The sequence below is a fragment of the Marinobacter sp. S6332 genome (assembly GCF_023016045.1).
GTDB lineage: Bacteria > Pseudomonadota > Gammaproteobacteria > Pseudomonadales > Oleiphilaceae > Marinobacter.
In genome coordinates, this window is record NZ_JALKAP010000005.1 from 278,992 (window position 1) to 302,494 (window position 23,503).

At 53.3% G+C, this 23,503-nt stretch carries 23 protein-coding genes; 6 read left to right on the plus strand and 17 right to left on the minus strand.

Features of this window, described 5'->3' with window-relative positions; genetic code table 11:
* Positions 1-59: 59 nt before the first annotated feature.
* From MWU62_RS09830 to MWU62_RS09865, 8 genes are all read right to left on the minus strand, one after another.
* Positions 60-482 carry a cytochrome c gene (locus MWU62_RS09830; RefSeq protein WP_247114678.1) on the minus strand — a complete coding sequence of 141 codons (423 nt, stop codon included), beginning with the start codon at positions 480-482 and terminating at the stop codon, positions 60-62.
* A gap of 38 nt (positions 483-520) precedes the next feature.
* Positions 521-2,833: a heavy metal translocating P-type ATPase gene (locus MWU62_RS09835; RefSeq protein WP_247114679.1), complete on the minus strand. Its 2,313-nt coding sequence runs from the start codon at positions 2,831-2,833 to the stop codon at positions 521-523.
* The gene (locus MWU62_RS09840) at positions 2,826-3,053 is read right to left on the minus strand and encodes a hypothetical protein (protein WP_200204630.1); all 228 of its coding nucleotides are present in this window, start codon (positions 3,051-3,053) and stop codon (positions 2,826-2,828) included. Before MWU62_RS09840 ends, MWU62_RS09835 begins: the two co-directional genes overlap by 8 nt.
* A gap of 30 nt (positions 3,054-3,083) precedes the next feature.
* Positions 3,084-4,436: an APC family permease gene (locus tag MWU62_RS09845; RefSeq protein ID WP_200364516.1), complete on the minus strand. Its 1,353-nt coding sequence runs from the start codon at positions 4,434-4,436 to the stop codon at positions 3,084-3,086.
* Between the two features lie 11 nt (positions 4,437-4,447).
* Positions 4,448-4,801, minus strand: a complete 354-nt coding sequence (locus tag MWU62_RS09850; protein ID WP_200364514.1) for a hypothetical protein — start codon at positions 4,799-4,801, stop codon at positions 4,448-4,450.
* Between the two features lie 162 nt (positions 4,802-4,963).
* Positions 4,964-5,713 carry a copper resistance protein B gene (locus MWU62_RS09855; RefSeq protein ID WP_247114680.1) on the minus strand — a complete coding sequence of 250 codons (750 nt, stop codon included), beginning with the start codon at positions 5,711-5,713 and terminating at the stop codon, positions 4,964-4,966.
* The gene (locus tag MWU62_RS09860) at positions 5,710-7,443 is read right to left on the minus strand and encodes a copper resistance system multicopper oxidase (RefSeq protein ID WP_247114681.1); all 1,734 of its coding nucleotides are present in this window, start codon (positions 7,441-7,443) and stop codon (positions 5,710-5,712) included. Before MWU62_RS09860 ends, MWU62_RS09855 begins: the two co-directional genes overlap by 4 nt.
* 94 nt (positions 7,444-7,537) lie before the next feature.
* Complete coding sequence (locus MWU62_RS09865) at positions 7,538-8,071, minus strand: cupredoxin domain-containing protein (protein WP_247114682.1); 534 nt, start codon at positions 8,069-8,071, stop codon at positions 7,538-7,540.
* Positions 8,072-8,276: 205 nt separating this feature from the next.
* Here MWU62_RS09865 and MWU62_RS09870 point away from each other — a divergent pair, with 205 nt between their 5' ends.
* Positions 8,277-8,942, plus strand: a complete 666-nt coding sequence (locus tag MWU62_RS09870; protein WP_247114683.1) for a response regulator transcription factor — start codon at positions 8,277-8,279, stop codon at positions 8,940-8,942.
* Positions 8,929-10,263, plus strand: a complete 1,335-nt coding sequence (locus tag MWU62_RS09875) for a sensor histidine kinase (protein WP_200364503.1) — start codon at positions 8,929-8,931, stop codon at positions 10,261-10,263. The genes MWU62_RS09870 and MWU62_RS09875 overlap by 14 nt, the downstream gene beginning before the upstream one ends.
* A 24-nt stretch (positions 10,264-10,287) precedes the next feature.
* Here the strand turns inward: MWU62_RS09875 and MWU62_RS09880 are convergent, their stop codons facing one another.
* Positions 10,288-10,641 (minus strand): YkgJ family cysteine cluster protein, encoded by a 354-nt coding sequence (locus MWU62_RS09880; protein ID WP_247114684.1) that lies wholly within the window; start codon positions 10,639-10,641, stop codon positions 10,288-10,290.
* Between the two features lie 94 nt (positions 10,642-10,735).
* On the opposite strand from MWU62_RS09880, the gene MWU62_RS09885 reads away from it, so the two are divergent.
* Positions 10,736-11,944 carry an MFS transporter gene (locus tag MWU62_RS09885; protein ID WP_247114685.1) on the plus strand — a complete coding sequence of 403 codons (1,209 nt, stop codon included), beginning with the start codon at positions 10,736-10,738 and terminating at the stop codon, positions 11,942-11,944.
* A 148-nt stretch (positions 11,945-12,092) separates the two neighbouring features.
* Complete coding sequence (locus tag MWU62_RS09890) at positions 12,093-14,108, plus strand: LTA synthase family protein (RefSeq protein ID WP_247114686.1); 2,016 nt, start codon at positions 12,093-12,095, stop codon at positions 14,106-14,108.
* On the opposite strand, the gene MWU62_RS09895 is transcribed toward MWU62_RS09890, so the two are convergent.
* The 8 genes from MWU62_RS09895 to MWU62_RS09930 form a co-directional block, all read right to left on the minus strand.
* Positions 14,093-15,382, minus strand: a complete 1,290-nt coding sequence (locus tag MWU62_RS09895; RefSeq protein WP_247114687.1) for a HAMP domain-containing sensor histidine kinase — start codon at positions 15,380-15,382, stop codon at positions 14,093-14,095. The genes MWU62_RS09890 and MWU62_RS09895 overlap by 16 nt on opposite strands.
* Positions 15,379-16,098 carry a response regulator transcription factor gene (locus MWU62_RS09900; RefSeq protein WP_247114688.1) on the minus strand — a complete coding sequence of 240 codons (720 nt, stop codon included), beginning with the start codon at positions 16,096-16,098 and terminating at the stop codon, positions 15,379-15,381. The genes MWU62_RS09895 and MWU62_RS09900 overlap by 4 nt, the downstream gene beginning before the upstream one ends.
* Positions 16,088-17,587, minus strand: a complete 1,500-nt coding sequence (locus MWU62_RS09905) for a glycosyltransferase family 39 protein (RefSeq protein ID WP_247114689.1) — start codon at positions 17,585-17,587, stop codon at positions 16,088-16,090. Before MWU62_RS09905 ends, MWU62_RS09900 begins: the two co-directional genes overlap by 11 nt.
* A complete protein-coding gene (locus MWU62_RS09910; RefSeq protein WP_247114690.1) occupies positions 17,571-18,611 on the minus strand; it encodes a glycosyltransferase family 2 protein in 1,041 nt (346 codons plus the stop codon). The genes MWU62_RS09905 and MWU62_RS09910 overlap by 17 nt, the downstream gene beginning before the upstream one ends.
* Positions 18,595-18,984 (minus strand): GtrA family protein, encoded by a 390-nt coding sequence (locus tag MWU62_RS09915; protein WP_247114691.1) that lies wholly within the window; start codon positions 18,982-18,984, stop codon positions 18,595-18,597. The genes MWU62_RS09910 and MWU62_RS09915 overlap by 17 nt, the downstream gene beginning before the upstream one ends.
* A 133-nt stretch (positions 18,985-19,117) precedes the next feature.
* The gene (locus MWU62_RS09920; protein WP_247114692.1) at positions 19,118-20,404 is read right to left on the minus strand and encodes a ferric reductase-like transmembrane domain-containing protein; all 1,287 of its coding nucleotides are present in this window, start codon (positions 20,402-20,404) and stop codon (positions 19,118-19,120) included.
* Between the two features lie 56 nt (positions 20,405-20,460).
* Positions 20,461-21,798: an ATP-binding protein gene (locus tag MWU62_RS09925; RefSeq protein ID WP_247114693.1), complete on the minus strand. Its 1,338-nt coding sequence runs from the start codon at positions 21,796-21,798 to the stop codon at positions 20,461-20,463.
* The gene (locus MWU62_RS09930; protein WP_247114694.1) at positions 21,788-22,453 is read right to left on the minus strand and encodes a response regulator transcription factor; all 666 of its coding nucleotides are present in this window, start codon (positions 22,451-22,453) and stop codon (positions 21,788-21,790) included. Before MWU62_RS09930 ends, MWU62_RS09925 begins: the two co-directional genes overlap by 11 nt.
* Before the next feature lie 167 nt (positions 22,454-22,620).
* Here MWU62_RS09930 and MWU62_RS09935 point away from each other — a divergent pair, with 167 nt between their 5' ends.
* Both MWU62_RS09935 and MWU62_RS09940 read left to right on the plus strand, forming a co-directional pair.
* Positions 22,621-22,998, plus strand: a complete 378-nt coding sequence (locus MWU62_RS09935; RefSeq protein ID WP_200364474.1) for a PepSY domain-containing protein — start codon at positions 22,621-22,623, stop codon at positions 22,996-22,998.
* Positions 22,999-23,015: 17 nt separating this feature from the next.
* Positions 23,016-23,489, plus strand: coding sequence for a DUF2271 domain-containing protein (locus MWU62_RS09940; RefSeq protein WP_247114695.1), 474 nt, complete (start codon positions 23,016-23,018; stop codon positions 23,487-23,489).
* Positions 23,490-23,503 lie beyond the last annotated feature (14 nt).

The following is a 23,503-nucleotide window of genomic DNA, read 5'->3' on the forward strand; positions in this document are numbered from 1 at the left end:
CATTCTCCCCTATTCCAGCGGATGCATTTCAACCCTCTTTGTAGTAAAGCACATTATGATCAGAGCCCACTCCGTTCAGCCCAGGCATCATAAATCCGTTTATCCCATTTGTTTTGGAAGAACGCGATAGCGGCTTTTTGATCGTCCTTGGAGAGTTCATCTCCGAACGCGGGCATTTGGCCACCCATGGGAGCGCCACCCTGATTGATCGTACCCATCAGCATGTCGAATGGATGGTGCCAGGCGTGCCCCGTTCCGTTAAGTGGCGGCGGCGGATAGGAGCCATCCTCAAGTCGCTTTCTCCAATTAAAGGCCCCCTGTGCGTTTGAGCCGTGACAGCTTGCGCAGTTGCTGTCGAACACGGTTGCGCCACGCTCGACCTGGGTTTGGGTGTACCAGCGGCCATCTACCGTCCCGTCACTGCAGCCGCTGATCACTCCGATCGTAAGAATGCCCAAGGTCAGTTTTAACCTACCGATCATATCTTTGTACCTCTGTTCAAGAACTCCTCAAACCTTGTTTATTTCAACTTAACCACCCGCAATCGCAGCGCATTGGCAATGACGCTCACCGAAGACAGTGACATCGCTGCAGCTGCAAAAATTGGTGATAAGAGAATCCCTGCGAGCGGGTAAAGCACACCGGCCGCAATCGGTATACCCGCCGCGTTATAGATAAAGGCAAAAAACAGGTTTTGCCGTATGTTGCGCATGGTCGCGATTGATAAGTGGCGCGCTTCCACAATACCCATCAGATCCCCACGCAAAAGGGTTACGCCCGCGCTTTCAATCGCCACATCTGTGCCGGTACCCATGGCAATGCCCACATCGGCCGTTGCCAGCGCCGGTGCGTCGTTCACGCCATCTCCGGCCATGACCACGATACGGCCCTGATCCTTGAACCGCTGAACGATCTTCGCTTTGTCCTCTGGCAGCACTTCTGCTTTGACTTCATCGATATGGAGCTTGCGGGCAACGGCTTCGGCAGAGGTCTGGTTATCCCCTGTCAGCATAACCACGCGGATGCCGTCCTTCTGCAACGAGGTTATAGCTGCTTCGGTGGTTGGTTTTATGGGATCTGCAATGGCAATCAACCCACAAACCTGACCATCCACTGCGGTGAATATCACCGTCGCTCCATCCACACGAAGCTGATCCGCCTTTTCTTCAAAGGCAGAGGTGTCGACACCTTGTGACTCCATCAACAACCGGTTACCAATCAGAACGCTTTTCCCATCAATCTTGCCGGTTACACCTTTACCATTGGGCGAGTCGAACTCCTCTGCATCCGGCAAGGCAAGTTCCATGGCTTTGGCTTTATCAAGAATCGCATGCGCAAGCGGGTGCTCACTGCCCTTCTCCAGTCCACCGGCATATCGCATCAGATCTTCTTCACTGAAGTCGTTAGCCGGAACCAGTTTCGTCACCTTGGGCTTACCTTCGGTCAGTGTGCCGGTTTTATCGACCACCACCGTATCGACCTTCTCCATACGCTCAAGCGCTTCGGCATCACGGATCAACACACCATTTTGTGCGCCCCGCCCTACGCCAACCATGATTGACATAGGCGTCGCCAGACCAAGAGCGCATGGGCACGCAATAATCAGCACGCTCACCGCTGCAATAAGGCCATAGGCCATTGGAGGCGTTGGCCCGACGACGGACCAGACAATAAAGGCAATAACGGCGATCACGATGACCACTGGAACAAACCAGCCGGACACTTTGTCTACCAATGCCTGAATCGGTGCACGGCTGCGTTGCGCATTGGCTACCATCTGCACAATCTGCGACAGCATGGTGTCGCGCCCGACTTTGTCAGCTCGCATGATGAAGCCGCCTTGCTGGTTCATGCTGCCACCAATCACCTGATCACCCGTCTGCTTGCTCACAGCCAGGGGTTCACCCGTCACCAGGGATTCGTCGACATTGGAGCGCCCCTCAAGAATCTCTCCATCCAAGGGCACTTTGTCGCCCGGGCGTACTCGCAAACGATCACCGACCTTCACCTGATCAAGAGAAACGTCGGACTCACCCCCGTCATCGTCCAGCTTTCTTGCCGTGGCCGGGGCCAGATCCAGCAGGGCTTTTATCGCACCCGAGGTTTTCTCTCGAGCACGGAGTTCCAGCACTTGCCCAAGCAACACAAGCACCACAATAACGGCAGCTGCTTCGAAATAAACGGCGACCGAGCCATCCACCTGGCGGAAAGCATCGGGGAAAATCTGTGGAACCAAAGTCGCGACAAGGCTATAGATCAGCGCAACGCCAGTACCCATTGCGATCAACGTGAACATGTTCAGGTTGCGGCTGAGAACTGATTTCCAGCCTCGCACAAAGAACGGCCAACCACTCCAGACAACAACAGGCGTTGCCAGCACCAACTGAATCCAGTTAGAAGTTTGCGGCGAGATGATGTGATCGAGGCCTGTGAGGTGGCCGCCCATTTCAAGCAAAAACACCGGAAATGCGAGAAGCAGTCCAATCCAGAATCGACGAGTCATATCCGTAAGCTCTGCCGAAGGCCCGTCGTCGAGGCTCACTTGTTCCGGCTCCAGACCCATGCCGCAAATCGGGCAATCTCCAGGCCCTTGCTGACGAATCTCCGGGTGCATCGGGCAGGTAAACATGGTTCCGGGGGCTGCCGGCTCCGCAGGCTCCTGTTTCTCCCCGAGGTATTTATCCGGGCTTTCATCAAACTTCGTCTGACATCGGGAAGAACAGAAATACCAGTTTTTGCCAGCATGCCGGCTGCGATGCTCCGCGGCATGGGGGTCTACAGACATTCCGCAAACCGGGTCTTTAACAGCGTGTTCATCGTGATGCTCACTCATTACGCGCTCCTGCTTTATCTGCCGGCCAATCCGCAAACGCAACGAAATATAGAAGAACCAGGTTTACCATCGGTATAAGGATCAATATTCCCATCCAACCGGGGTAACCGGTACGCTGACAGATCCGCCACGCGGGTATGACCACAACAATGGCGATGACCAGCATCCATAGCCAATGCCCTGCCCACATTGTATTCCCAAACATATCCCCTTCCATCATGGGGTTACCCTCCGATTTGCGTGTTGAATGTCAGTGATGGTGTTCATGAGATTCATCACTGTTTAGCGACTTTCTTCTAGCGGACGACTTCAGGAATATCTGCTCGGCAACCGCTATTACAACCATTGTGGCCACCGCCACGCCTATTACAAAGGGGTCGGTGTTCAGCTTGACCCACACAAAGCCGCCCAGAATCATTAAATCCAGGATGATCGCCACCGCTGGTACCCATCTCGCAGCCTTCACATCCTGATGCAGGTAGCGCAGCACGCCCCAATGAATGGATATATCCATGATCAGATAAAACACAATGCCCAGTGCTGCAATTCTTGATAGATCGAAGAAAGCGGTCAGAACCAGGCCGAGCACCACGGTGTATACAAGAGTGTGTTTCTGGATGCTGCCAGGCATTCCAAAGTGGCTATGGGGCACCAGCTTCATCTCGGTCAGCATGGCCAGCATGCGAGAGACTGCAAAAATACTTGCGAGAATGCCTCCGGCCGTTGCCATCATGGCGAGCACCACGGTGAACCACAGGCCGTAGTCACCCAGTGCCGGGCGCGCTGCCGCTGCAAGAGAGTAATCCTGGGTTTCAATGATTTCAGAGAGGGAGAGGTTGCTCGAAACAGCGAATCCCACCAGTGTGTAGAGCACAACGCAGACGGCAATGGAGATGACAATCGCGCGACCGACATTGCGATGCGGGTTTTTCACCTCGGAGCCGCTGTTGGTAATGGTGGTGAACCCCTTGAAGGCCAAGATGCCCAGTGCCGTTGCACCCAGAAAGTTGCCGGCAGTGCCAGCCTCACCACTTCTGGAAAAATCGACCGCAAGGCTGTCCGCCAGCCAGACACCCACCAAACCAAACACCAGAATACCGCCAATCTTGAGGATCCCGATCAACGACGCTGTGCCCTGAATCCAGCGGTTACCAAGCAAGTTGATCAGGAATGCCGCAACAATCAGCGACACACCCAGGATGGAAACCATGCGCCCGCTTTCATCGCCGCCGAACAATTGCATGGTGTATGACCCGAATGTTCGAGCCAGGAAGCTCTGGGCAATCACCATGGAGAAATACATCAATAGCGCGTTAAATGCCGTTGCCAGCTTGTCCCCATAAGCCTTATGAAGATACATGCCAATACCACCCGCCGATGGGTAGGCATTGGAAATCTTGATATAGGAGTAGGCGCTGAACGACACAACGATTGCTGCCGCGAGAAAGGCCAGTGGAAAAAGAGCCCCGGCCATCTGGGCCATTTGTCCGGTCAGCGCAAAGATACCGGCGCCAATCATGACGCCGGTGCCCAGCATGACGGTCCCTGATAGGCTCAGGCTACCTTCCTTGTAGCGAGTGGTTCTGTCTTGCTCCCTGCTCATTGAAACTCCTGTTATTTTTTCATGGGTGGGATTTTCGAACAGCAAAACGGCTCATGCTTTGCGTTTGCACGGACGTTGTCATCGGTGAACCGATACCACGCGAGCTTTTGTCGGTGCCACCAACCGCTTTTTAAACGCCCCCCGTTAGCTTCAACAAGAGCAACCAACTCGTCAGTGGACCAATGTGTTCCATCAAACACAGCAATCAGCTTTCCTTCCGGTTTAGCCTCCGCAAAATCCACACATGGATGATGGTTCAGCTCCTGGATCAAGTCGCTCCATTGAACCTCAGAAAGGCCTTCAACCGTCAGCTTGCGCCGAAGCAGAAACTGCTCCTGATTTGTTGCTTTGTGGACTTTAGTCATGATGTTGCACCTCTCAACCCGTGTCCCAGTCTCCATCAGAACATGTCCAACTGAATTACAACTGAAAATCGGAGCGCAAAAGACCCACGCATACCGTAATTTGCGTTACATCAATGTATGAAGAAACAGGCCAGGGGCTGCTGCCCTGGCCTGTTTGTCACCTCAGAAGGAGAGCCGAGCCCCAATAACCGCAAACCAATCCTCTGTGCTTCCGACACCGGCTCTGGCGTAATCCGCCGTGTCACCGTATTTACGTTCGTGAACAACACCCACGTAAGGCGAGAAGGCGCGGTCAATCAGGTCGTAGCTCAACCGTAATCCGCTTTCTGTGGATACCAGGCCCTTGCCGACTCCAATTTCTCGATCCTCGCTGAATGCCACCGTTGCATCGAAGGTCGCTGTGAGTATCCAGTAATTGGTGAGCAGCAACTCATATTCCGCATCGAGATCAGCGAAGGTGTCGCCGTCCTTGCTCACGTATAGGTTCGCATCAATTTCAATCCACTGCGGCGCCAGGCCTGCCACACCGAGAACTGCATAGGTTCGATCCGGGCCTTCCGGAGTGTCGAATCGTACCCCGGCTTTTGCGTCGAAAAACTTGGATATGGGAATTTGCCCGACCAACTGATTTTCGAGTTTTTCGTAGGCTCGCTCTTCGAAGGAATACTCGCCACTAGTAAGCCAGCGAGCTTTGAAATTGTCAGTGCCGTAGAAGAAATCCGCGTCCCAGACGCCTGCTTCCTCATCGTCGTCACTGTAACGGTATTCAAGCTCTTCGAACTGCGCACCCCACACCTTCAGCGGTTGCTTGCGCTGGGTGGTGTCCGGCATCCGTTCTTGAGCGGATGCCAACACCGGTATGACACTCAGGCTCACAACCGCGCTTGCAATCACCGGTATCCAAAGCTTCATACGTCACCCCCAACTTCGCTCAGCTGCTCACTGGATGCGGCCTGTGTCGATTCCGGCCCACCCTCAACAATCACTTTTCGGAACATGCCAGCCGCCATGTGGTAAGTCAGGTGGCAATGGAAGGCCCACTGCCCAGGCGCATCCACTTCGGTTTCCATGTAAACCGTGGTACCAGGCTGCACACTGACGGTGTGTTTGATCGGATTCCATTGGCCCGCGCCAACATCGAGAATCGACCACATACCGTGCAGGTGCATGGGGTGCGTCATCATGGTTTCGTTTACAAATTTGAAGCGAACTCGTTCGCCATATTTCAGGCGTATGGGCTCAGCGTCCTCGTATTTAACGCCATTGATGCTCCAGGTATAGCGTTCCATGTTGCCTGTGAGGCGCAACTCGATTTCCCGTGCAGGCTCCCGTTCTTCGTAAAGTGGCTTCTGTGCTTTGAGGTCGGCGTAGGAGAGGAATTTGCCGCCATTGGCTGCGGTCGGAACCAGCCCGCTGCCTTTGGCGTAAAAGGGATCACTTGCACCACCCTCGGGCATCGTCATCGAGCTATGATCCATACCCTCCATCCGGGAATGATCCATATCAGACATATCGGCCATCTCGTTTTCGCCGACCATGTCACCGTGATCGCCCATGTCGCCGTGATCCATGCCGGGCATATCCCCGTGATCCATTCCCGGCATGCCGCCCATGTCCGCCATGGTCAATCGTGCGGGCTCACGTAATCCGGGAACAGGCGCTTCCATCCCCTCCTCTGGCGCCAGCGTTGCTCGCGCATAGCCGGAGCGTCCCATGGACTCGGCAAAAATCGTATAGGCCTGCTCGTCCTTGGGCCGAACGATCACGTCGTAGGTTTCCGCGACGCCGATACGGAATTCATCCACATTGACCGGCTGTACGTTATTGCCATCGGCCTGCACGACGGTCATTTTCAGGCCCGGAATCCGGATGTCGAAATAGGTCATTGCGGATGAGTTGATAAAACGCAGCCGAACTCGCTCGCCGGGCTCAAAGAGACCTGTCCAGTTCTGTTCCGGACCTTTGCCATTAATCATGCCGGTAAAACCCTGCAGATCCTCAACATCGGCCTGCATCATGCGCATGTCGCCCCATGCCAAGCGTTCTTTCACAGTGTTCAGGAAGCCGTTTTCTGAAGCGTCTGAAAAGAACTCACCCACGGTTTGCTGTTTACGGTTGTAGTAATCCGGCGTTATCTTGAGGTTGCGCATAACCCGTTCGCTGGCGTGCGGGTGCTTATCCGTCAACTGAACCACGTATTCGCGATCGTAGCGAAACGGCTCTCGCCCTTCTGGTTCGATGATAATGGAACCAAAGGCCCCCTCCGGCTCCTGAAAGCCCGAGTGGCTGTGGAACCAGTAAGTTCCCGATTGTGTAATGGGAAACTTGTAAGTGAACGTCTCCCCGGGTTTGATGCCAGGAAAGCTGATCCCCGGAACACCATCCTGCTCAAAGGGAAGAATCAAACCGTGCCAGTGAATAGAGGTCATCTCGTCAAGGTTGTTGGTAACGTTGATGGAAACCTCTTCTCCCTCTTTGAAGCGTAAAGTGGGGCCGGGAGATTTGCCGTTGTAACCTACCCCCTCTTTCACAAATTCCCCGGTATCGATTGTCACTCGGTCCACGGTCAGGTTGTATTCACCCGCTAAGCCAATAGCGGGTAAAAGCAGGCTTAAAGTGCCTGCGACAAGAGTCCTCTTCATGATCAACTGCTCCCGAACTACTTCGTCGTATTCAAAGATCCCAACGCGCCGGCTATTGAGCGGGCGCGATAAACTGTTACTTGTTCGAAAGTATTCAGTTGAAATTTACTTCGCCGTACATGCCTGCCTGATAGTGCCCTGGCACGTTGCAGGCAAACTCGATATTGCCCTTTTCAGAAAACGTCCAGATGACTTCCTGGCTCTCTCCCGGCTCTAACAGCACGCTGTTCGGGTCGTCGTGCTTCATGGACTTGCCGTGCCCCATATCCATTTCCATCATGTCGTGATTGAGCTTTCCGCCCTGAATAGCGCCGTGCTCAACCATCATCATCATTTCTTTTTGATGGGCTTCGTGCATCTCGGGGGTGCCAATGTTGAACTCGTGCACCAATTGACCTTTGTTCTGAACCACAAAACGCACCGTTTCTCCTGGTTTGACTTCGATAGCTTCAGGCTCGTAGTAGTTGTCATACATCTCCACTGTAATGCTGCGACTGGCATCAGACGCTTTACCCGGTTCGCCGCTCTTGGCGCTTTGACCGTGTCCGCCTCCGTGGGTACCCGCGCCTAGTGCTGTTAACGAAATTGACATGGCAACTGCTGCAACTGCGAACTTTGCTAGACTCATTAAACCTTCTCCTATGGTGCGGCGTAACGTGCGTTCGAAATCTGCGTTTGCCCCGCAACGTGAATGTTGTGCTAAAACGCTTGATACCATCGCGCACGAACCTGAACTCTTTCTGAAAATCCGGATTTATTTGCAGTTCAGGCTCAATTCAGTTTGATAAGCGACACTGCTGTTGCCTGTTCTGACTTAAAAAAGGAAGCGATACATGAGACTACTGCTGGTGGAGGATGACCGACTGCTTGCGGAGGGGCTTACCAGCCAACTTGAGAAGGCTGGCTTCAGTGTGGATATCACCCACACAGCCAAAGAGGCGGTAGTTTTAGGAGAACAGGAAGACTACAAAGCAGGCGTGCTCGATCTCGGGCTGCCAGATGGAAACGGTCTGGATGTGCTGAGAAAGTGGCGATCAAGCAAAGTCACTTTTCCGGTACTGATCCTCACCGCAAGGGGGGACTGGCAAGATAAGGTAAACGGCCTCAAAGCTGGCGCAGATGACTACCTGGCCAAACCCTTTCAAACGGAAGAGCTGATTGCCCGTTTGAACGCCATCATGCGCAGAAGCGAAGGCAGGGTTCACTCAACGGTAAAAGTGGGGCGGTTTGAGCTCGACGAGAATCGGCAATGCCTGCAAATCGAAGATGGCACCGAACACAGCCTGACCGGTACGGAATTCCGGTTACTGCGCTGTCTGATGGGACGGCCTGGTCATATATTCTCCAAAGAGCAGCTCATGGAGCAGCTATATAATCTAAACGAAAGCCCCAACGAAAATATCATCGAGGCATACATCCGGCGCCTGCGAAAACTGGTTGGCGCAGAAACCATCGCAACGCGGCGCGGTCAGGGATATCTGTTTAATGACTCTGTTTAGAAAGCCTGTGTCCATAAAAGGGGCACTTCTGCTCCTGCTATTACCCGCAGGCATTGGCTTGATGGCCATCGCATGGTTTGTGCACGGATTGCTTCTGGAGCGAATGTCCCGGGAATTTGTGGAGAGCCGCTTGAAGGATGAAGTGGCTTTTCTAGAGCACCATATTCGCCAAGCCGGCGGCCAGATAGACATGCTTCAGACTGGGGATTATTTTGAAGAAGTATTCCATCATGCCTTTGCTATCCAGTCTTCCGCTCAAACGGTCATATCCCCCCAATCCTGGCATCCGTTGCTGAGGCCATTACTGAAATCGGATGAGCAGAAAAGTATCAGAGTACACGGCGCCGAAATATCTGATGCACCCTCCGATATCCTCGCCTATCGAAAATCCTTTTTGGTGAACGACACCCTTATTACCGTGATCGTTTCAGAAGACATGGGCGCGCTACAAAACAGCCAAGCTGAGCTGCATGTCTGGACCGCAATTGTATCGATATTGTTGATCTTGTTGCTCGTGGGGATTATCTGGTTCGGAATTAGTTTGTCGATGCGGCCAGTTGTATCACTGAAGGCGACTCTAAAACGTCTACAGAGCGGTGAAATTTCCCGGATAAACGTGGAGGCCCCGGAAGAATTCCGGCCACTGGTGCAACAACTCAACCAACTTCTGGACTCTCTGGACCAGCGGCTTGAGCGCTCCCGGGAAGCGCTCGCAAACCTGTCTCACAGCGTTAAAACGCCCATCGCTGCCGTCAGGCAGGTTCTCGAAGATACCAGCCGGCCGCTTAATGATGAATTGAGACATGAGATGGGGTCGCGCTTAAGTGATATCGACAAACAACTGGAAGCAGAGATGCGCCGCAGCCAGTTTGCCGGACCACAGGTGGGCAAAAGTGCATATCCGGTAAAACAGGCTCGAGATCTACTGTGGATGTTGGGTCGTCTCTATCCAGAAAAGTCGTTTGAGCTATCGACGTCACTCACTGAGGAGTTTCGCTGGCCGATAGAGGAGCACGACTTGAACGAAATATTAGGGAACTTGCTCGATAATGCGGGGAAGTGGTCGTCAGAATGCGTTGAGCTCTCTTTGGAACAAAGCACTGGTTTGGTTCAGGTCATTGTCACAGATGATGGTCCCGGGGTTGCAGAAGATAAACGAATTCACTTGGGCAAAAGAGGAAAACGGTTGGATGAACAAACACCCGGACACGGGCTTGGCCTTGCTATCGTGCGCGAGATAGTTGATCGGTATGGCGGCGAGATTTCGTTTTCAAACGGGTTAAAAGGTGGTTTGCAAGTAAGGATCGAAATCGCTGTCTGATGTTTTTTACCGCAACAGATCAGCTCACACCAAAACCTGCCGTGTGGTCGCAATATAGTGATGCACCTGACGCTCGGTTTCAGTATCAACCATGTTCTCCGGGCGGCGACCTCTGGGGCACGGCATGCGCGGGGTCGTACCAAACAACCGGCAAATCAACGGGCGTTCTTCGTACACGGTGCACCCATCCGGGCCTAGGTGTACGCAGTTGAACTCATTCAGCGCAGCTTCGTGCTCGGCATTTGTTTTCACAGGTAAACGTGAAATCTCTTCTGAAGAGGTTGTTACCGGGCCACAGCAATCGTGGCAACCGGGCACACACTCGAATGTAGGAATGTCCTCACGCAGTCGCGCGATTATGTCCCGGTTACGATACATTGATGATCACCGTTCAGCCCTCTTGTCGTATGTAAGTACGCCCTAAGATACAATGCCCGGCTGCTACTTTACCAATCCGGGAACTCTGTATTTCATGCCTGAACCCTCACCTGCCACGGCGAATTACTCACGCCAGAAAATCGTTCTGATCATATTGTCTCTTGCCATCGGTGGTTTCGGCATTGGCACCGGTGAATTTGCCATTATGGGGCTTATGCCCAATGTGGCACTGGATTTTGGTATTACCGAGCCTCAGGTTGGGCACTTGATCAGTGCTTATGCTCTCGGGGTTGTTGTAGGTGCACCGGTTCTGGCGATATTTGGTGCTCAGCTATTCCGCAAACATCTGCTCATTGCACTCATGGCATTTTATGCGCTGGGTAATTTCGCCAGTGCGATGGCTGGCAGTTATGAAACCTTGATGGTTTCCAGATTTGTTGCCGGCCTGCCCCACGGTGCCTACTTCGGTGTTGCGGCCTTGGTAGCCGCATCGTTAGTGCCGCTCAATCAAAGAGCTAAAGCGGTAAGCTTCATCATGATGGGGCTGGCCCTGGCTTTGTTGTTTGGGAACCCGCTGGCCACATTGCTTGGGCAGCATCTGGAGTGGCGGTATGCCTTTGGCTTTGTGGCCGTTATTGCTGCAATAACCACAGTGCTTGTATTCGTTTTTCTGCCTTTAAACCGCGATGAAGTACGCCACAGTTCCCTAAGCGAGTTGCGCGCGTTCAATAGCCCGAAAATCTGGTATCCACTGGCCATCGGTGCAGTCGGATTTGCCGGTATGTTCTGCGTGTTCAGTTATCTGGCCCCGACGCTACTGAACGTTACTCAGGTGGAGCCAATCTGGATTCCCGTTGCCTTGTTTGTATTTGGTCTAGGTGGTTTTGTAGGCAACATACTGGGCGGTTGGCTTTTTGATCGCTTTCAGTTCAGAAGTGTGGGTATGATTCTACTCTGGGCTGCCGTTGTGCTGGCACTGTTTCCTCTTGCCGCGGGCTCCCTTTGGAGCATTTTAATTGCCTGCTTTGTGGTTGCATTGATGGTGGCTATGGGCCCTGCCCTGCAAACCCACTTAATGGACGTTGCCCACGGTGCTCAAACCTTGGCCGCGGCCTCTCATCATGCGGCGTTCAATCTGGCCAATGCGATTGGCCCGTGGCTAGGTGGCATGGCTATAAGCGCGGGTATGGGGTGGCAAGTTACCGGTTACGTGGGTTCGGCTACGGCGGTTGCCGGGTTGATTGTTTTTTTCGTGGCACAGAAACAACTGAGTGGCGAGCGAGCACCTTCAGCGCGCAGTTAAAACTCACTGCTGTTATTTAACATTTTTTTGATATTTTTCTGACCAAATACTGACGCCCCACCCTCTATTCTGCACTCCCCTTTTATGAGTCGCTTGGGAGAATCCTCTGACTGAGAGTTCTCTGGCTGCTCTGACGGAGAGTGTAGGCATGCCTTTATCCTTTTGTTCCAAACGTCACTCCCTACCCAGACACGTTTATCGAGGTTTCCGCTGGGCCGGTGCCTACACACCGATATTAATGTTGTTTTTTGCGATACTTCTCATTGGTAGTCTATCGAGAACTCTGTTGGTGGCATGGCAATTCCACCGGGTTACGGAGACAACGGTATGGCCTGATATCTTCCTCCATGGGCTGCGGGCAGACCTGATCATGGCTGGCATGGTCGTGGCACCTTTGGTTTTGCTTTTACCGATTCTGGGCCATCGCTTCAGCTGGTTAGCCTGGAAGCGATTGACGGTTTTTTGGGCGCTGATTGTCGTTTTCTCTTTTCTTTTCATGGAGTTTGCTACCCCAACCTTTATCGCCGAGTACGATACTCGGCCCAACCGTTTGTTCATCGAGTATCTGAGTTATCCCAAGGAAGTAATGAGTATGCTTTGGGAGGGCTACTTGCCTGCCGTTATCATCGGGATTTTTCTTTGCGTACTACTGACTGGTCTGTTCGCTTGGTTACTGCGACCGTGGGCACGAGAGCCCTCGCCGGGCAATTATCGTAAAGCGATTCTGATATGGCCCCTTGTGGTTATTGCTGTGTTTATGAGCGTTCGCTCTACTACTGGCCACCGCCCCGCCAACCCGGCGATGTTTGCACTGACATCAGACGCCATGGTGAATTCACTGATTATCAACTCTACCTGGTCAGTGGCTTTTGCCGTCTACAACCTTAAACATGAGGAAGACGCAGATGCCCGTTACGGACAGATGGAAATGTCTGAAATACTGAACGAGACCCGGAGCGCGCCCTGGCTCCGTGGAGCAGAATTCAATTCCAGGCATTTTCCGACGCTGCATCAACAAATACCGGTAAAAGAACGGCCGCGCCCTCTTAATCTCGTGATTGTTCTGGAGGAAAGCCTGGGCGCGACTTTTGTTGAATCCTTGGGTGGACGCCCGGCAACCCCCCGCCTTGAGGCTTTGAAAAATTCTGGTTGGTGGTTTGAGAATCTGTATGCAACAGGCACGAGATCTGTTCGGGGTATCGAGGCTGTGGTTTCCGGATTCTTGCCATCTCCCGCTCGCAGTGTGGTGAAACTATCACTGGCCCAAACCGGTTTTTTCACACTGGCTGATTTGTTAAAACACCAAGGTTACAACACCGGTTTTATCTACGGCGGAGAGGCGCATTTTGACAATATGCGCAGTTTTTTCTCGGGTAATGGTTTTGACAACATCCTGGACCAACAGAACTACGTCAATCCCGTTTTTACCGGAAGCTGGGGGGTGAGCGATGAAGACCTGTTCACGAAGACCCACGAAGAACTTCAAACGCTTCATGCCTCCGAAGAACCCTTTTTCCGACTGGTATTCTCGTCATCAAATCACACACCGTTTGAATATCCGGACAACCGAATTGAGCAGTACGACGAAGAGAAAAGCACAGTCAATAATGCCGTCAAGTACGCAGATCATGCCTTGGGTGATTTCATAGACACCGCGCGGAACAGTGATTATTGGAAAGATACTCTGTTTTTGATTGTGGCCGATCACGACGCCAGAGTTTGGGGCGATGAGCTGGTCCCCATCAAAAACTTTCACATTCCAGGGCTGATTCTGGGAGCGGGTGTGGAAAGCCGGCGCATTGAAACAATAGCTAGCCAGATTGATCTTGCACCAACGTTGCTCTCACTCATGGGTATTGCCAGTGAGAACCCCATGGTTGGACGTGATCTGGTGAGATTTCCTGACGCACCCGGTCGGGCGATTATGCAGTTTAACGATTACTATGCATGGATGGACAGCGACTACAACGTGACGGTATTGCGCCCCGAGCAAGAACCCTTGGCAGGTATCTACTCGCCACAAGTCGGGAGGACTCAATATTTAGCCGGCGCTCCAGAGGACGCGGCCACAAAAAAAGCGTTAGCCCATGCGCTGCTGCCCCTGAAACTTTACCGGGAGCAGGCCTATGGTCTACCTGACGAACAGGATCAAACCAGGTTATGAACGTGAATGACAAACTCAGTGCCTTCGCTGTCCGACTTGGCTACCTCCAAATCCCAGCCCAATCGCTCACACACCAGCCTAACGATCAGCAACCCAAAGGTGGTTTTGCTGAACTCGCCGGTTACCGAGGTGATAGCGCTTGGTTCCCCAACCGTATTTAAGTGCTCGGCCACTTGAAGGGGCAACCCGGCCCCAAAATCTCTCACCGAGATTTTGTTATCGATTATTCTTACCTCCACTTCAGAGCGAGTGTGGCGAAGCGCATTTTGTAGCAAGTTACGCATTAGCATGCGCACCAGAGCCGGATGGGTTATGACTCGCAACGTGGGGTTATTGTTGCAAAGCGTGATCCGCCCAGAATGGTCTGGATACCCATGTTCCAGATCATCAACAGTGTTCTTAATGACATCTTGCAGCACAATGGTTCTCGCATCGCTTTCAGACGTTTCACTACGGGCAAGTTCAAGCAGAACCTCTGTATCGTCGCGCATGGTTTGCATGGCCCGGCGAATACGGGCGAGGGTTTTCTGATCCGCCGCCGACAGGCTTTGCCGTTGCTCCAATACATTCAGGGCGCCACTCATCACGGCCAACGGCGTGCGCAGCTCATGACTGGCTAGTTTCACAAATGATTTCTCACGTTCAATGTGATGTTCAAGCTCTGACAGGAAGCGGTTAAATGCCTGAGCTATGTCACAAAACTCCTGATCACGGTAATCCGTAGTGATTTGTGGCATCGACGGACCGGGGGCTGTGTTAAGGACTTCACGAGTTAACTTTTTGAAAGGGCGTACCAAGTACCCGGCTCCTGTGCGGGCAACAATAAAACCAATCAGGAGCATGAAACCAGCGACACCAGCAAGAGCTAGCTGAACCAGAGCCTCACGATTTTCCATAATCGTAATATCCTGGGCCAGGAAAAGTTTGCCATCGGGGGATTCCAACTGCGCTCCTACTATCAGCAGCGTTGTCTGGCCTATCTCTACTTCCTGAGAAAATGGTAAATGGCGACTGCGGAAATATTCCGGGAGCAAAGCCTCCGCCTCGCCTTCTGGCAGGAAAACGGCCTCCAGCTGTGCTGTTTTTATGGGTTGAAAGCGCCCTTCCCGGAGTTGCTCCGCGAAATACTCGGCCTCCGCCTTGAGTTCCAGATCCAGAATGGTGTCCTCAACATCATAAACAAACATCTCAACAATAATCATGGAGGTCGCTGTAGTGGCGGCAATCAGGAAAAACAGGGTTCTGGCCAGGCGCTTAGTCAAAGATGACTTCATGATGTGCTCACGCGGGCCTTCTCGGGAACGTCAAGGCTGTATCCCCGCCCATGGATGGTTTTTACCAGACCGTTACCCAAGCCAGACTGCAGCGACTTTCGAAGTGTGTAGATGTGGGTACGAAGGCTGTTCCCTTCCATTTCCCCATGGTGAGCCCCCCATAAAGCATCGCTCAAGGCTTCATGGCTGAGAAAACTCGGGTATGCACGAACCAGTAATTCAAACAGGCGCGCAGGGGTGCCGGACAAAGCCGTTTTCGACCCGTTCAATTCGACTTCCAACGTGCCAGGATCGAACCGAAGATCACCCGCAGACAGAATTGGCCTCTGTGGCGCGTAGCGCCGATGCAGAGCTTCAACCCGTAATTGCAACTCACGCAGCTCGAAAGGCTTCACAAGGTAGTCATCCGCACCGCAATCAAACCCTTTTTCCTTGTCGGGCAGGCCACTCAATGCGGTCATCAGAATGACGGGGGTCTGGCATTGCAGATCATTACGTATACGCTTACAAATATCATAGCCATTGACGCCGGGTAGCATCAGGTCGAGCACGATAACGTCATAGCTTTGCGTAGCCAGTAGATGCAATGCGGTCAAACCATCAGCAGCAAAGTCCAGTGCGTAACGATCTTCACCTAGAAATTCAAACAGATTTTCAGCAAGGTCGACCTGATCCTCAACGATTAACAACCTGAGTTGTGCCTGATTAGATGTCACTCGAGCGAACTCCGTTGGCGTCAGACAATGGCTGCTGGTCCCTTGGCAGTTCCTCAATGACCAACAATTGATAGCGTCTATTTTCCATGACCTTATCAGTCGAGATGGCTAAGCTGGCCACTTTATCGGCTGGCCAGTTTCTGGGAACCGCAACATACCAATGCTGATACGCATCGGCCGTCTGAAAACTGTTCAATCCGCTCTTTGTCATCTCCAGAGCGGTTCCGTTTGAGTAGAACCGGGCTGAAAATGGCAGGTCGTCCAGATAGATCAACGGGCTATCGTTGGCTGTCCGGTTCAACTGATAATAACTTACCAGCTCTTTCTCTGTCTTGAGTGACTGCCAACCCGTGGCGGAAAGACCTACGAACAGCGTCAATAAAACCGGGACCAAAACCGCCAAGCCACCTCGCAAGCGGAGCAACCAGAAAGACTGGCATTCCGACGCCCAACGACCGATTAAAATAGCTGTAAACGGTAACGAGGGTAATATGTAAGTCCAAAGTGTATTGCCTGCTAACGTGAAGAACAGCATGGGTGCCAGTGCGCTGACCAACAAAAAGCTGACGCCCGGATTTGATATTGTCTTGCTTAAAATATCTCGTCTTTTCCCCCTGAACCACGCAAGTGCCAGACTCACCAGCGCAACGATGCCCCACGGGAACGAAGCCCACAACCAGAACATCCAGATCATGCCTTTAGGTTGATTATGAGCGCTGCCGTAGAGATCCCCTGCCCACCCCGGATCCAGAAACCTACGCACATGTTCCCCAACGATAAAGTAATCCAGAAAACCTGGCGTCTTGAGTTCCGCCAATATATACCACGGGCAGACGAATAGGGCCGTCAACAGGATTCCCCGCCACCAGGGCAGCCGTCGCAGGTTGTTAATGGTTTCCCTCCATGAAAGGAGTAACCACATGACGATGGGAACCCCGACCAAGACCAGGGCTAACGGCCCTTTGGACAGCAGCCCCATGGCCAGCCCAAGGAAGAAAAGCCACCGCCATAATCCGCCCTCTCCTGCCATTACCAGGCAAAAGCTGACCAGAGTCAGAGTGGTGCCCAATGCCAGGAAGGCGTCGGTCATCACGGCGCCGGCGCTGATGTAGGTAAGTGCCATGGTCACGAAAACCAGGCTACTCCACTGAGCAACCTGAACATTCCAGATTTGCCGCGCCAGTCTCCATACCAGCCACACCATGGCGAGCGTCACCAGCCAGGAGGGAAACCGCAGGGAAAATTCCGAAACACCAAATACCTTGATGGCTGCCGCCTGAGCCCAGAACGATAAGGGCGGCTTACCCCAGAATGGAACTCCGGGCTCGAACCACGGCGTAACCCAATCACCGGTTTCCGCCATCAGGCGTGCAATTTCTGCGTAACGCGGCTCGGTTGTATCGGCAAAGGGGAAGAATGCCATACCAATAAAACGGCTAACCAGCACTGCAACCAGTATCAGCAGCCACACGTTAAACCGCTGTGACATGTCGCGCCCCCGTTGTTTTAAGCTGCACTTGCTGGCGTGTGCCAGTCAGATTTTCGATCACTTCGTCTGTCAGATATACCGGGCGTTGCTTTGATTCCATGTAGGTCTTGCCGACATATTCACCCACGATACCCACACTCATCAGCTGAATACCGCCAAGAAAGCTGATGATGGCCACGAGCGAGGGGTAACCGCTGGTGGCATCGCCCAGCATTAATGCCTTGACCACAATCCACAGCCCGAATACCGCGCCCATACTGGCGGCGATAAGCCCGATCAAAGTTGCCCAGCGCAATGGCGACACGGAAAATGAAGTCAGCCCTTCCAGTGCCAGGCCCACCAACCCAGGGTAATCCCATTTGGTTTCACCCGCTGCTCGGGGTTCCCGATCGTACTGAATAACCTGAGTAGGCATACCAATCCAGGCGAACAAGCCTTTCATATAGCGGTTGCGCTCTGTCAGCACCAACAGCGCATTAACGGCTTTGCGGCTCATCAACCGAAAGTCACCGGTATCGACGGGAATATTGGTTCGGCTGGTTCGGTTCAGCAACCTGTAAAACAGATGCGCACTCCAGCGTTTGAACGCGGTTTCGCCAGCCCGTGAGCGCCGCTGCATCAGGACAACGTCAACACCCGACTGCCAGCACTCGACCATGGCCGGAATTTGCTCAGGTGGATCTTGCAGGTCTGCATCCAACACGATCACCGCATCGCCTTTGGCGTGCTCCAGCCCTGCGGTCATTGCGGCCTCTTTGCCAAAATTGCGACTCAGTTTGATCAGCCGGATGCCGGGCATTCGGTCAATAACGCCGCGGATGTATTGGGCACTGCCATCATCACTGCCGTCATCAATCAGCACGATCTCCCAGTGCACGTCCAGGGTGGCAAGCAACGGTAGCACCCGATCAAAGAAAAGAGGCAGCATTGGGCGTTCGTTGTACAGCGGCACCACCAGTGATAACAGCGGCTTGTCAAACGGGCCATCAAAAGGTACCACGGGGAATTCAACGCGTTTGTTCATGGAAAACCAACCTCTGATAAACGGTGTAATTCAGTGCAGCGACAAGCCCTGTAGTCACGATTTGTGACAGCGTGACGGGCAGTGCCAGAAAGTTATTGAGCAGGAAAAAGAAGGCGAGATTGCAGAACCAGGCGCTCAGACAGGAGCCGATATAACGCCATAGCGTGGCCCTGTGAGGGCCGGCATTGCGGAATGCCAGACGCCGCTGGAGGCCGTAATTTAGCGCCGCGCCAGACACGCTTCCGCTAGCAGTTGCCAGCACGGGTTCAAGCCCGGCGGCGATCAATGCTGCCATTACAAGCCAGTGCAATAGCGTAGCGAGGCCGCCGGCCGCGACAAATCCCTTAAGTTGGCGAGGTAGGAGTTTGCTCATGAAAATAACCGCCACATTGACGACTGAAAAATTGTGTGGGTATGGTGACTCACTCAGTGTCAGAGCTTTGTGGAGGTTTTATCAGGAAAATGTCAAAACCAGAGTTAGTCCCGGCAATGAAACGCTTTCCCTTTTAGCGAAACTCGAAACTTTCCTGATGAAAGCGCAATGAAATTGACTGCTGCTTAAGGCCGCTTCGCAGGGCTTTTGCCAGACTTTGCGGCCCGCAAAACCAGATATCCACTCTGCGATCATGGATTTGCAGTTGATTCGCGGTCAACCGCTGCCCCATCTGGCTGTCGTGGATGTGCAGTAATACGTCCGGAAGTTGCTCCGTCAGCTCTTGTAGACGAGTCACCATAGGGTCGCTTGTAGCTCCCGCAGTGCAGTAATGAAGTGTGATAGCCGGATGTTTTTGTTCGGAATTGATCAGGCGTTTTTCCAGAGCAGCCAGAAACGGTGTGATACCAATGCCGCCGGCCACCCAGATTTGCTGAACGTTTTTTCTTCCTTTATCAGGATTAAAGCGCCCATAAGGCCCTTCCAGGGTAACGGTCTGGCCAGTGCGCAGCTTCTTCGGGATCTTTCGGGTGTAGTCTCCCAGTGCCTTGATGTGGAAACTGAGTTGTCCTCTGTCATCGGCAGCACTGGACAGGCTGAAAGGATGTGCCCCTTCGATTCGGTCGAAGGTTACCAGGGCGAATTGTCCGGCCTGGTGGCCAGGCCAGCGCTTGCCCATGTCACAGACGACCTCCGTGATGTTAGCTGATGTCTGACTGACGGCCTGAACCAACCCCTTATAGCGGCGACTCCTGCCGATTTGCCCAGTCAGCGATTGCAGGCTTGCGCCGGCACCACCTGCTATCAACAGCGCCATCAGCCAACCGGTGGGTTGTTGCCACCATATCAGCGGGGCCAGCAACAGTGCGTGGGCGGCCAGTACCAGATAAATCACTGGCATCACCCGATGCAGGTGGCGCCAGTAACCATAAGGCACCCACCGCAGGAGAGTGATAACAACCAGAAACGCCAGCACATACAGGCCGGGCTCGCCCAGATCTTCAGCGCCATCCTGCAGGCTGTCCAGCAGGCCGGAAAAGTCAGCTTCCTTCAAACTGCGATCTGATCCAAACAGCGCTTCGAGGGCGTCATCCGCCATTTCAATCAGCCAGTGTGACAGCGCAAAAACCACGGCCAGAATGCCCGTCCATTTATGCAACTGATACATGCTGTCCAATCCACCTAACGGCGGTTCCAGCCATGCCGGCCGGGTAGCCAGCAGCATGGTAATGGACATGAAGTTGATGGCAAGATAACCACTGAGTGTGAGGAAGTTTTCATAGCTCAACCCCGGGGTCCAGAAGCTGATCTGAATCGCCAAAAGCAGAAAAAGGGTGACACTGGTACGTAGGTTAGGCACAAACAAACTCCGGCTTGGGTTTGTTTGAATTCTGCAGGGTTAACCTGACACCAGCCTTAAACGCCTGAGTGTTGCACGACAATATTCACTTCTGCTTCAAAACCGTCGCTTTGGCCTGAGGCTGGTGATCGGAGATTCAGGGCAGTACCCGCGCCGCTGGCAATGGCGTCCACGATTGCAAGCCCGATACCGGAGCCCAGTGTTTTCGATTCGGAACGCACAAACCGGTTGCGCAACAATGCGAGCTTCTCTGGCGGTACAACCTCACCTGCATTAGCGACTCGTAAAGTGCCCTCACCTGTCAGGCTGATATTTACTGCCTTGTCGGCGGCGCCGTGCCTGAGTGCATTCTCTATCAGGTTTCTTAGCAGGATGGCAAAGGCATCAGGATCGAGTAATGACATCACGCTATCTTCAGGTAAATTCAGCCTGAGGCGCCCAGGGGCATTACGCTCATAATCGCTGGCGATTATTTTCAGTATGGGTACAAGATCGTTGTAGTTTTCAGACAGCGCGCTACCGCCCTCAGCCTTTGCCAGTTCCAGCAGCTTCTCCGACAGTCTGGACAGGGTGCGAAGAGACTGTTCGATTTCGCCAGCTCGCGCTTTAACGCCGGCATCCCGGGTTTCGGTTTTTAACCGCTGAAGCTTCGCCAACGCCGTTGCCAGTGGCGTTCGCAATTCATGGGCACTGTTAGCGGTAAAGCTTCGCTCGGCTTCAAGCGCCCTGCGCAAACGCTCCAATAAGCGGTTAACTGAAACCATGGTAGGTTCAAACTCTTTTGGCAGGCGGTCTACCGCCACCGGAGAGAGGTCACTACCACCACGGGTTTCTATCGATTGCTGCAGTATAACCACCTGACGAAGCGACCGTTTTATCACCCACCACACACCAACCAGGCTGATGGGAATCAGAAGCACCAGTGGAGCGAGCAAGGCAAGGCTGGTATCCAGTATGGCTTCGCGGCGGTGGCCCAAGGGCTCGGCAACCTCGATGAACAGGGTATCGCTGATGGCACCCTCGCCGTATATCCGGTGAGTAGGCGTTTCGGAGAATCCTTCCTGAGGCTTGGCACCGAAAATGCGCGGATCTGCGTCATGGGATTGCAGCAGCAGCTTGCCTGACGCGTCTCGAACCAGATAAGTGAGATATTCGTCGTGCTCTTTCAGGGCCAATGCCCGCTGATCGCCTGTGTCATTTTCCCGGTTCAGAATGTCGGTCACCGCCAATGGCAGGATACGTTGCGCAGTCTCCTCCAAGGCGCTGTCGAAAACTTCATTCATTTCATGGCGCGCAATCACCCCGGAAGCAATAACGCCCAACAGCCAGAGCAAGGTCACGCCGAGAGTAAGCCAGGTACCAAGGGTTTTCTGCAAACTGGTTTTAGTGATCATAAGCGTTTAACCGGTAACCCATGCCTCGAACCGTCACTATGGCGTCGCGCCCCAGTTTTTTACGCAAACGGCTAATGTAGACCTCAATGGTATTACTCTCGATTTCGGCACCGAATTCGTATAACCGGTCTTCAAGCTGTGAACGCGAAAGCAGTATTCCCGGGCGCTGCAAAAACCCCTCAAAGAGCGCCCACTCCCGAGCGGTGAGCTCCACTGGCTGGTCGTTGCGGCTAATGCGGTGGTCACCCAGATCCACTTCAAGATCGCCAATATGCACCAGAGGGTTCGGATTACCGCGATAGCGTCGTGCCACGGCCGCCACACGGGCAGACAGCTCTGATAGATCAAAAGGCTTCACCAGATAATCGTCGGCACCGGCATTCAGCCCTGCAATCCTGTCTGACACCTGATCCCTGGCGGTCAGAATGATGACGGGCGTTGTGTCACCGGCTGCTCGCAGTTTTTTAAGAAAATCAAAACCGTGGCCATCCGGCAGCATCAAATCGAGCAAAACCAGATTATAAGCGGTGGTTTTCACGCTGGTTTCCGCAAAACCAAGACTTTGCACCCAGTCCACGGCGTGCCCGTCCTCGCTGATCTGATCCCGCACGGCTTCACCCAGCCCGGTTGTATCCTCAACCAACAGTACCCGCATGTTTCACCTTTTGCCTGTTCACGATCTGAAGATACTACAGCCCTCACCTGACAGCAGCCTGAACCTCTTACCAATCTGCTGACCATTCTGCTTCTCGGCCTCCTGTTCAGCCCACTGTCAGGTAAAAGCCTTAGGGTTGATTAAACCGATTCAACGGGAGACAAGCCATGAAACTCAAACCCATTGTTATCAGCCTTTCGTTACTGCTGGTGAGCGGTGCCGCCCTGGCTGACGATGACTGCGATGACCCGGTTGCCCAATGGCAGCCACGGGAAAACCTCCGGAAACAGCTGGAAGCCGAAGGCTGGACGGTGTTCCGCATCAAGGTGGACGACGGTTGTTACGAGGTCAAAGGTCGGGATCCAAATGGTTACCGCGTGGAAGCTGAGTTCTCTCCGGCGACCTTTGAGCTGATGGAAATGGAGCGGGAGGACGACGATGACGACCATCGTGACAGATCCAAGCGCTATAGCGAACCGACCAATGAAGATCGGGTTCCCCGGAAGGGCATTGTCAAAGGCCGACCCAGCGTAACGGTTGAGTAATTAAAGGAGATTACGTCATGAGAAAAATTCTGTTTGCTCTAGGGCTTGCAACGGTAATGGCATTGCCGGCTTATGCCCAGGCTCGGGAAGTCACCTTTACCACCCAGCTGAAAAACTATGGCGGTGACGGGGCTTATCTGGCTCTCTACCTTACGGATACCAACGGACAGTACCAGGGGACTCTCTGGATTTCAGGAGAGAAAAGCAAATATTACAAGCACCTGCGGGACTGGGCACGGGGCAGTGGCCTGAATCAGGCTGAATACGACGGCCTGACCGGCGCCAGTGTGACCAGCGGCCGCGCCCTGAAAGTGACTCTGGAACTTGAAGACGCTTTGATCGACTCCGGTTATCAGATTCGTGTTGATACTGCCGTTGAAGACATGCGTGACAACCGTTCGGATGTGGTGGTGCCTCTGACCACAGAGGATTCCGGGAAAACGGTATCCGGCCGCGGCTATGTTCAGTCCTTTGTCTATGACCTCAAGTAAACGGCGGGAGACAC

What these genes read in the sequence shown, in the direction of transcription:
- MWU62_RS09830 (WP_247114678.1), bottom strand. Translation starts at nt 482, where the DNA reads ATGATCGGTAGGTTAAAACTGACCTTGGGCATTCTTACGATCGGAGTG.
- MWU62_RS09835 (WP_247114679.1), bottom strand. Translation starts at nt 2,833, where the DNA reads ATGAGTGAGCATCACGATGAACACGCTGTTAAAGACCCGGTTTGCGGA.
- MWU62_RS09840 (WP_200204630.1), bottom strand. Translation starts at nt 3,053, where the DNA reads ATGATGGAAGGGGATATGTTTGGGAATACAATGTGGGCAGGGCATTGG.
- MWU62_RS09845 (WP_200364516.1), bottom strand. Translation starts at nt 4,436, where the DNA reads ATGAGCAGGGAGCAAGACAGAACCACTCGCTACAAGGAAGGTAGCCTG.
- MWU62_RS09850 (WP_200364514.1), bottom strand. Translation starts at nt 4,801, where the DNA reads ATGACTAAAGTCCACAAAGCAACAAATCAGGAGCAGTTTCTGCTTCGG.
- MWU62_RS09855 (WP_247114680.1), bottom strand. Translation starts at nt 5,713, where the DNA reads ATGAAGCTTTGGATACCGGTGATTGCAAGCGCGGTTGTGAGCCTGAGT.
- MWU62_RS09860 (WP_247114681.1), bottom strand. Translation starts at nt 7,443, where the DNA reads ATGAAGAGGACTCTTGTCGCAGGCACTTTAAGCCTGCTTTTACCCGCT.
- MWU62_RS09865 (WP_247114682.1), bottom strand. Translation starts at nt 8,071, where the DNA reads ATGAGTCTAGCAAAGTTCGCAGTTGCAGCAGTTGCCATGTCAATTTCG.
- MWU62_RS09870 (WP_247114683.1), top strand. Translation starts at nt 8,277, where the DNA reads ATGAGACTACTGCTGGTGGAGGATGACCGACTGCTTGCGGAGGGGCTT.
- MWU62_RS09875 (WP_200364503.1), top strand. Translation starts at nt 8,929, where the DNA reads ATGACTCTGTTTAGAAAGCCTGTGTCCATAAAAGGGGCACTTCTGCTC.
- MWU62_RS09880 (WP_247114684.1), bottom strand. Translation starts at nt 10,641, where the DNA reads ATGTATCGTAACCGGGACATAATCGCGCGACTGCGTGAGGACATTCCT.
- MWU62_RS09885 (WP_247114685.1), top strand. Translation starts at nt 10,736, where the DNA reads ATGCCTGAACCCTCACCTGCCACGGCGAATTACTCACGCCAGAAAATC.
- MWU62_RS09890 (WP_247114686.1), top strand. Translation starts at nt 12,093, where the DNA reads ATGCCTTTATCCTTTTGTTCCAAACGTCACTCCCTACCCAGACACGTT.
- MWU62_RS09895 (WP_247114687.1), bottom strand. Translation starts at nt 15,382, where the DNA reads ATGAAGTCATCTTTGACTAAGCGCCTGGCCAGAACCCTGTTTTTCCTG.
- MWU62_RS09905 (WP_247114689.1), bottom strand. Translation starts at nt 17,587, where the DNA reads ATGTCACAGCGGTTTAACGTGTGGCTGCTGATACTGGTTGCAGTGCTG.
- MWU62_RS09910 (WP_247114690.1), bottom strand. Translation starts at nt 18,611, where the DNA reads ATGAACAAACGCGTTGAATTCCCCGTGGTACCTTTTGATGGCCCGTTT.
- MWU62_RS09915 (WP_247114691.1), bottom strand. Translation starts at nt 18,984, where the DNA reads ATGAGCAAACTCCTACCTCGCCAACTTAAGGGATTTGTCGCGGCCGGC.
- MWU62_RS09925 (WP_247114693.1), bottom strand. Translation starts at nt 21,798, where the DNA reads ATGATCACTAAAACCAGTTTGCAGAAAACCCTTGGTACCTGGCTTACT.
- MWU62_RS09930 (WP_247114694.1), bottom strand. Translation starts at nt 22,453, where the DNA reads ATGCGGGTACTGTTGGTTGAGGATACAACCGGGCTGGGTGAAGCCGTG.
- MWU62_RS09935 (WP_200364474.1), top strand. Translation starts at nt 22,621, where the DNA reads ATGAAACTCAAACCCATTGTTATCAGCCTTTCGTTACTGCTGGTGAGC.
- MWU62_RS09940 (WP_247114695.1), top strand. Translation starts at nt 23,016, where the DNA reads ATGAGAAAAATTCTGTTTGCTCTAGGGCTTGCAACGGTAATGGCATTG.